Below are 7271 nucleotides of genomic sequence, written 5' to 3'. Positions count from 1 at the left end.
CTCCCCGGAAGAGGGCGCGGCCGCAGCGTACGCGGCGGAAAGGGAACGCACGGCCTCGCGATAGAGGGCCGCCTTTTCCGGGCCGAGGGCCGCGATATCGGCGGCAAGGCGCCGGTCGGCCTGAAAATGGGACGGGGGGAAGGGCGCATGAAGCAGCGCGGCGTGAAAGCGCGTCTGAAGGACGAAGAAGCGGCGCTCGGCCTCAAGGCGGGCATATTCGCTCACCAGAAGATCGAGATTCGGAGAAAAGACGGCAGAAAACGCTTCGGACGCCCTGCTCCACGCCTCGGCGGAAAGACGGCCGTGCTCCTGCGCTGCGGAGGCGAGAAGAAGCACGAGCCTGTCTTCCGAAGAAAGCTCGGGAGGGGCGGAGCCGGGAAGAGGCGGCATGATATCCGCAGCGGTGACGGCAGGGCCGGTGATCTCAGTATGTTTTTCCATGTCACGCTTCCCCGAAGTCTGGATGAGGGAGGCCCGAAGCACCGGCGGGAAAGGGAAGCTGCGCCGCACGCTCCGGGAAGAAAGAGTCCGGGTTCTTTTTATGATACGCCACTTTTTTGCCGGAGTCCATGGCCTCCCTTCCCCCATGCATCGGGACTCCTGTAAAGAACAGATGCCTTCCGCACCGCCCCTCCGCCACTCTGCAGAACTCTCACTTCTCCTCCCGGAGCAGGATTCCGGCATGGCCGATGCTGCCCCTGTGTACCCGCAGGCATTTCATACCGACTCCGACAGGCAGGCCCGCCGCGGCCCGTAACCGGGCTTCCGGCCTTCGGAAAACTCCTTCGCCCGCCGAGAGGCTGTTTTTGCCGTATCGGCAGCAGAACCCGCCGTCGTGATAAAGGAATTTTCGGTCTCCTGACTGCCGTATGTCGTTCCACAGGCCGCCCTTCCCGTTCCCGCTGCTCCTCGGCCCCCTCACAGGACACGGAACTCTCGGAATAAACGTCCCTTTCCGTACTCTTCGTCATATCTGCCCGCCGCCTCTTTCTCCCCGGCATGGAAAGGATGCCATACCTTGAGGCAGTCTCCGCCGCCTTCGGCATACGCCGGATTCCCCGCATCGTCCGTTATGCCTTCCCCGGTCTTCCCGGGGCGGGGTCGACAGCTCCCTCACGCTTCGGGCAGATCAAGGGCGCCTGTTCCCGACTGCAAACATGATGCCCCATCTCCGTCTGTTTGTTTCGTTTAACCAAAAAGCCGGTTCCCCGAAGGAAACCGGCTCCCGGAAAAAACGGGACTGGCGGACTACTTGTGGTAGATCTTCACCAAATTGGTGCGGCGGCGCATTTCACCGGGCGCATATTCGCCGGCGGTGATGACTACGTCCTTGCCCATGGGGAACTTCGGGCTCGTGGCGATGAAGTTCTGCACGCGGCGCAGGTGGGAAATGCTGCTGTCGCTCACGGGGATGCAGTAGGGCTGCACGCCCCACACGAAGTTCAGGGCATGCTCCACGCGGGAGTTGGAGGTGAGGGCGTAAATGGTCTGGGTGGGGCGACATTCGGCGAGCATGCGGGCAGAGCCGCCGCTCACGGAATGGGCCACAATGGCGCAGGCGTCTTCCGTGTTGGCCAGAAGGCAGGCGGTGTAGGCCAGGAAGCGGGAAGAGTCCTTCTCGTCCTTGGGGGCTTCCAGCTTGCGGGAGGAGAACATGTACCTTTCCGCCTCATCGGTGATCTTGCGCATGTAGCGCACGGCCTCGATGGGATAGTTGCCGGCGGCGGTTTCATCGGAAAGCATGACGCAGTCGGCGCCGTCGAGCACGGCGTTGGCCACGTCGGTCACTTCCGCACGGGTGGGCACGGGGGTGTTCACCATGGAAAGCAGCATCTGCGTAGCCACGATGACGGGCTTGCCCGCACGGTTGCAGGTGTGGATGATGTGCTTCTGCAGGGCGGGAAGCTCGGGCATGGGGCACTCCACGCCGAGGTCGCCGCGCGCCACCATGACTACGTCGGTGGCTTCCACAATGGCTTCGAGGTTCTCCACGGCGGCGTTCTGGCGTTCCAGCTTGGCCACCACGGGAATGTCGTCGCGGCCGTAGGAATGGAGCAGGGCCTTGAGCTGCTGCACGTCTTCCACGGTCTGCACAAAGGAAATGGCCACGGCGTTCACGCCGAGCTCCATGCCGAGGGCCAGCTTTTCGCGGTCCTGCTCGGTAATGGCGGGCAGGGCCAGAGACTTGCCGGGCAGGGCCAGGCCCTTGCGCGAGGAAATGGCGCCGCTTTCCTGTGCTACCATGAGGAAGCGCTCTTCCTCAAGCTTTTCCTCAATGCTGAAGCGCAGGCCGCCGTCGGCGAGCACCAGAGTGTCGCCGGGCACGAGGGCGGCAAGGATGCGGGGATGGTCGAAGGGAATGAAGGGCAGCTCTTCCTTTTCCCTACGCTCGCGGCCGAGAATGAGCTTGTCGCCGCGGCGCAGCTCAATCCTGCCTTCGGGCAGGATGCCTATGCGGATCTTGGGGCCGGGCAGATCCTGCATGATGGTCAGGGGGCGGCCACATTCCTTTTCCACATCGCGGATGTTGGAAACCACGTTGCGGAAAAAGTCAGGATCACCGTGGGAGAAGTTCAGACGAAAGATGGAAACGCCTTCATCGGCCAGCTGGACGATTTTTTCCCGCTCACAGGTGGCAGGACCAATGGTGGCAACAATTTTGGTACGCATATATGCACTTCCTTAAAAACGAATGACTGACATACCCTGAAGGAAAAACCCGCATTCCCCCGGCGTCCGTCGTTGTTCGGGCAGTCTGCCCTTTTTTGGGAAAAAAGTCGAGAGGCGAAGCCCCTTCTGCCGGAGCGACGGCAAGAAAACGCCCGCCCCCCCCGTTCCGGAAAAGGAAAAGGCGGCCTTCCCGCCGGAAGGCCCGCCTCCGGGAAGCGCAGGGCTTTTCGCCCTTTCGGCTGTGCCTGCGCACCGGGGGGGGAGGCACAGCTCCCCGGAAAAGGATTTCCCGCCGGGCATGAGACCGGGAAGAAAAAGGGGGCCAACCTCCCCTGTGCCGGGATTTTTCCTGCGCTTTCTGCTCCGCCTCGCCCAGGCATCCGCCCCGGAAGGGCAGGCCCGGCGCGGAAACTTCTTCGCCAAAACGCCCTCCGGCCCGCAGGCGCGCAGCCTCCTTGCCCGCCGCAGGGAGGGTACCCTCCTCTCCCCCCTCCTGATTTTTCTTTTGATATATGCGGCAGGTCCTCCACAATCTTTCCTCCGGCCTTGACAGTTTCTTTTTTATAGGCAAAAAGTGGGAAAAAGTGGCAGAAAGTGGAAAAGAGCTATGGTTTTCAGAGGAAGGTATTCCCGCAACCTCGATCAGAAGGGCCGTCTGATGCTCCCGCCGGAACTGCGTTCCGCCCTCCCGGCGGAAAAGGACGCAGGGCCGGAGTCTTCCGGCGCGGCCTTCGTGCTCACCACCTACGACGGCTGCCTTGCGGCGTTCCCCTGGAAGGACTGGACCGAGCTTGAAGAAAAATTCATGCGCATCCCCAATCCTTCCCCGCGCGTGCGCGCCTTCCGCCGCCTGGTCATAGGCGGGGCGGAAAGGCACGTCCCCGACGCCCAGGGCCGTATTCTGCTTTCCCCCGATCACCGCGCCTATGCCGGGCTGGAGCGGGAAGCCACCATTCTCGGCCTTGTGGACCGCTTTGAAATATGGAACCCCGCCGCGCTCCGGGCTTCCATGGCGCCGGAAAATCTGGAAGGCGTCACGGAGGAGCTCGCGGCAAGCGGCATCGATTTTTCCCTCTAGCCCCTTTGCGCCATGCCTCATCGTTCTTCCTCCTCCCTGCACGTCACCGCCGAAAACGCCGGGCACGTTTCCGTACTTCTTCCCGAAGTGCTGGAAGCTCTCGCCCCGCGCCCGGGCGGCCGCTATCTCGACGGCACGCTGGGCCTTGCCGGACATTCCGCGGCCCTCATGGAGCGCGCACGGGGCGAGGCCTTTCTCTGCGGGCTGGATCGGGACCCGCAGGCCCTCGTACGGGCCGAAAAGCGCCTTGAGCCCTACAAGGAGCACTGCCGCCTCTTTTCCCTGGAATACGCCTCCTTTGCCGACGCGCTGGACGCCCTCGGCTGGGACTGCGTGGACGGTGCGCTTCTGGATATCGGCATCTCCTCCCTTCAGCTCGACGTAGCCGAGCGGGGCTTTTCCCTGCACGGCGACGCGCCGCTCGACATGCGCATGGACATGGGCGGCATCGCCCATGCGGAGCGGGAGCCGTGGGCCGAATCGGCGCGCACGGTGGTGAACATGGCGGATGTGAACACCCTGCGCCGCATCATCGAAACCTACGGGGAAGACCCGCAGGCTCCGCGCATCGCCCGGGCCATTGTGGAGGCAAGGCAGCTTGCCCCCATAGAGACCACGGGACAGCTTGCCGATATCGTATGGCGCGCCTACCCCGCGAAGTGGCGGGAAACGGCGCGCAACCACCCGGCCACGCGCACCTTCCAGGCCATACGCATGGTGGTCAACGACGAGCTCGGCCAGCTTGAACGCTTTCTCGACGCCATACTGCCGAGGCTGGCCGTGGGAGGCAGGCTTGCGATCATCACCTTCCACTCGCTGGAAGACCGCATCGTCAAGCAGCGCTTCCGCACCTGGAGCAGCGACTGCCTGTGCCCGCCGCACCTGCCGCGCTGCGTGTGCAACCATCACGCCGAGGCTCGGCTTCTGACAAGGAAACCCATCGTCCCGGGAAAGGACGAAATTCTCATCAACCCGAGAGCCGGCAGTGCGAAGCTTCGCGTCGTGGAAAAGCTGCCGCCGTACAAGAAGGAGGAGCTGTCATGAATTCACACACCGCCACGCTCGGTTCCGGAGGCTGGTTCCTCATGCTCATCGTCTCCATCCTGTTCAGTCTCATCATGGGCGTGGCCCTCACCTGGCTCAGCATCGACAGGAGCGACACGGCCTACACCATCCAGAAGATGCAGAGGCAGACAGACTCCGCCCGCGCCCACGTCGCCAAGCTGGAAGTGGAGCGCGACAGCCTTCTTTCGCCCTACGTTCTCGGAAAAACCGCCGAACAGCTCGGCATGAGCATGGCCGATCCCGGCCAGATCCGCCGCATCAAGGCGGGCAGGAACCAATAATCCCATGCGCCCGAACAGCTCTTCCTCGTCGTCGCCCCGCCTGCCGGGGCGACGGCGCGCCAATCGCCGTCTTCCCGCCAGCCAGCCCTCTGCCGCCCAAGGCAAAGGGCTGTTTGCGCGCCTGCGCGCGCGCTGGGTCTGGCTGCTCGGGCAGCGCTTCCACTATGCGGCGGCGCTTTTCATTGTGTGCTGGGTGCTTTTGTGGCTGCGCGCCTTCGAAGTGCAGGTGCTGCTCGGGCCCGTGTACGGCGACATGGCCGAACGCCAGCACACCTATACCGAAGTCATAGAAGGGGCGCGCGGCAGCATACTCGACCGCAACGGCCGTGTGCTGGCCCGCAGCGTGGCCTGTCAGTCCGTATACGCCAATCCCCGCGTCATGGAAGATATCAACGATGCGGCCAAGCGCCTCGCCCCGCTGCTCAAGAGAAGCCCCGACGAGCTTGCCGCCGTATTCCGCAAGAACCGGGCCTTCATCTGGCTCGCCCGCAAGGTGGACGACGCCACGGCCACGGCCATACAGAAGGAAGGCATACCCGGCATCGGCCTTTCGCGCGAATTTGAAAGAGTGTACCCCTACCGGCACCTTGCAGGGCAGCTCCTCGGGTTTGTGGGCGTGGACAGCCACGGCCTTGAGGGCGTGGAGCTCGCCTACGACGAAAGGCTGCGCGGCACCAGCGTGAAAAGCCGTGTGTCCCGCAACGCTGCGGAGCAGATACTGAACCGGAAGGAAGAGCCTTCGGAGCAGCGCGGGGAAGATATCACCCTCACCATCGACGTGCAGGTGCAGTTCATCGCAGAGGACGTCATTGCCGACGCGGTACGCGCCTCGGGGGCGCACTGGGGCGGCGTGCTCGTTTCCGAGGTGGAGAGCGGGGAGATCCTCGCCTGGGCCCAGTACCCCTTCTTCAACCCCAACAATTACCGGGAAGCGAGCTCCTCCGTTTACCGCAACCGCCTCGCAGGAGACGGCCTGGAGCCCGGCTCCACCTTCAAGCCTCTGGTCATGGCCACCGCGCTGGAAGAGAAGCTCGTCACCCCGGAAACCAGAATTTTCTGTGAAAACGGCGTGTGGCGCACCCGCTACGCCCCCATACGCGACGATACCCATGCCTACGGCGAACTCACGGCCACGGAAATCATTTCCCGCTCCAGCAATATCGGCATGGCGAAGATAGGGCTCACCCTGGGCGTGCCCAAGCTTCATTCCTACCTCTCCCGCCTGGGATTCGGGCAGAGAACGGGCATAGGCATCCACGAAAGCCGGGGCATACTGCGCGCCCCGCGGAACTGGAGCGAGCTTGATCTCATGTCGGCATCCTTCGGCCAGAGCCTTTCCGTTACGGGCATACAGATGCTCCAGGCCTACACCATTCTGGCGGACGGCGGGGAATTCCGGCCTCTCCGCCTGGTCATGGACGAGCCGGGGCAGAGCGAGACGGCCTCGGGCCAGCGCATTTTCTCCAAAAAAACCACGCGCACCGTGCTCAAGATGATGGAAGAGACCGTGGACGGCAACGGCACGGGCACGCGCGCCCGCATCCCCGGCCTCAGGGTGGCGGGCAAGACGGGCACGGCCCAGAAGGCGGACAAGTCCGGCCGGGGCTACAGCCGCAAGCGCCTGGCCTCCTTCGGGGGCATAGTGCCCGCAGACGCGCCGCGCTACGTCATCTACGTCATGCTCGACGAGCCCACCACCACAGGCTACGGCGGCGCCATTGCCGCGCCCGTGTTCCAGAAGGTGGCCTCGCGCACCCTGGCCTACAACGGCTATCTGCCGGACGTTACTTTCGCCATGGCCGAGCAGGCACAGGAAAGGGCGCTCACCCCCGCCCAGAGGGAACAGCGCAGAAAAGACGCCATATACCTCGCCAACCTTGCCAAATACCGCGCGGAAAAGGCCAGAAAGGAACGCGAGCGCGCCCTGAAAATGGCCGGGAAGGCCCTCGCGGACAACACCCTCATGCCCAACCTCCAGGGGCTCACCCTCAGAAAGACCATAGAAACCTGCGTCGCAAGGGGCATCATCCCCACCATGGAAGGAAGCGGCACCTTCGTCCTCAGGCAGAGCCCCGCACCGGGCAGCCGCATCAGCGAGGACAGCACCTGTACCGTATGGCTCACCGACACCCTTCCCCACTCCGAAACTTCCCCCTCCGCCGCAAAGGAGTAAATCC

At 63.7% G+C, this 7271-nt stretch carries 6 protein-coding genes; 4 read left to right on the top strand and 2 right to left on the bottom strand.

What is annotated here, in order from left to right:
• A partial coding sequence (locus tag K8W16_RS01340; RefSeq protein WP_304120487.1) for a hypothetical protein occupies nucleotides 1-441 on the bottom strand: 441 nt, incomplete at its 3' end.
• An 807-nt stretch (nucleotides 442-1248) separates the two neighbouring features.
• Nucleotides 1249-2670 carry a pyruvate kinase gene (pyk, locus tag K8W16_RS01335; protein WP_304120486.1) on the bottom strand — a complete coding sequence of 474 codons (1422 nt, stop codon included), beginning with the start codon at nucleotides 2668-2670 and terminating at the stop codon, nucleotides 1249-1251.
• 607 nt (nucleotides 2671-3277) lie between these two features.
• Here pyk and K8W16_RS01330 point away from each other — a divergent pair.
• From K8W16_RS01330 to K8W16_RS01315, 4 genes are read left to right on the top strand one after another with little or no spacing between them, the layout of a single operon-like run.
• A complete protein-coding gene (locus K8W16_RS01330; RefSeq protein ID WP_304120485.1) occupies nucleotides 3278-3748 on the top strand; it encodes a division/cell wall cluster transcriptional repressor MraZ in 471 nt (156 codons plus the stop codon).
• Nucleotides 3749-3760: 12 nt separating this feature from the next.
• Complete coding sequence (rsmH, locus tag K8W16_RS01325) at nucleotides 3761-4792, top strand: 16S rRNA (cytosine(1402)-N(4))-methyltransferase RsmH (RefSeq protein ID WP_304120483.1); 1032 nt, start codon at nucleotides 3761-3763, stop codon at nucleotides 4790-4792.
• Nucleotides 4789-5094 (top strand): hypothetical protein, encoded by a 306-nt coding sequence (locus K8W16_RS01320; protein ID WP_304120481.1) that lies wholly within the window; start codon nucleotides 4789-4791, stop codon nucleotides 5092-5094. Before rsmH ends, K8W16_RS01320 begins: the two co-directional genes overlap by 4 nt.
• 4 nt (nucleotides 5095-5098) lie before the next feature.
• Nucleotides 5099-7267 carry a penicillin-binding protein gene (locus K8W16_RS01315; RefSeq protein WP_304120480.1) on the top strand — a complete coding sequence of 723 codons (2169 nt, stop codon included), beginning with the start codon at nucleotides 5099-5101 and terminating at the stop codon, nucleotides 7265-7267.
• Nucleotides 7268-7271 lie beyond the last annotated feature (4 nt).

The sequence above is a fragment of the Mailhella massiliensis genome (assembly GCF_020741395.1).
Lineage (GTDB): Bacteria > Desulfobacterota > Desulfovibrionia > Desulfovibrionales > Desulfovibrionaceae > Mailhella > Mailhella massiliensis_A.
This window is presented reverse-complemented; position numbering and strand designations above follow the sequence as displayed.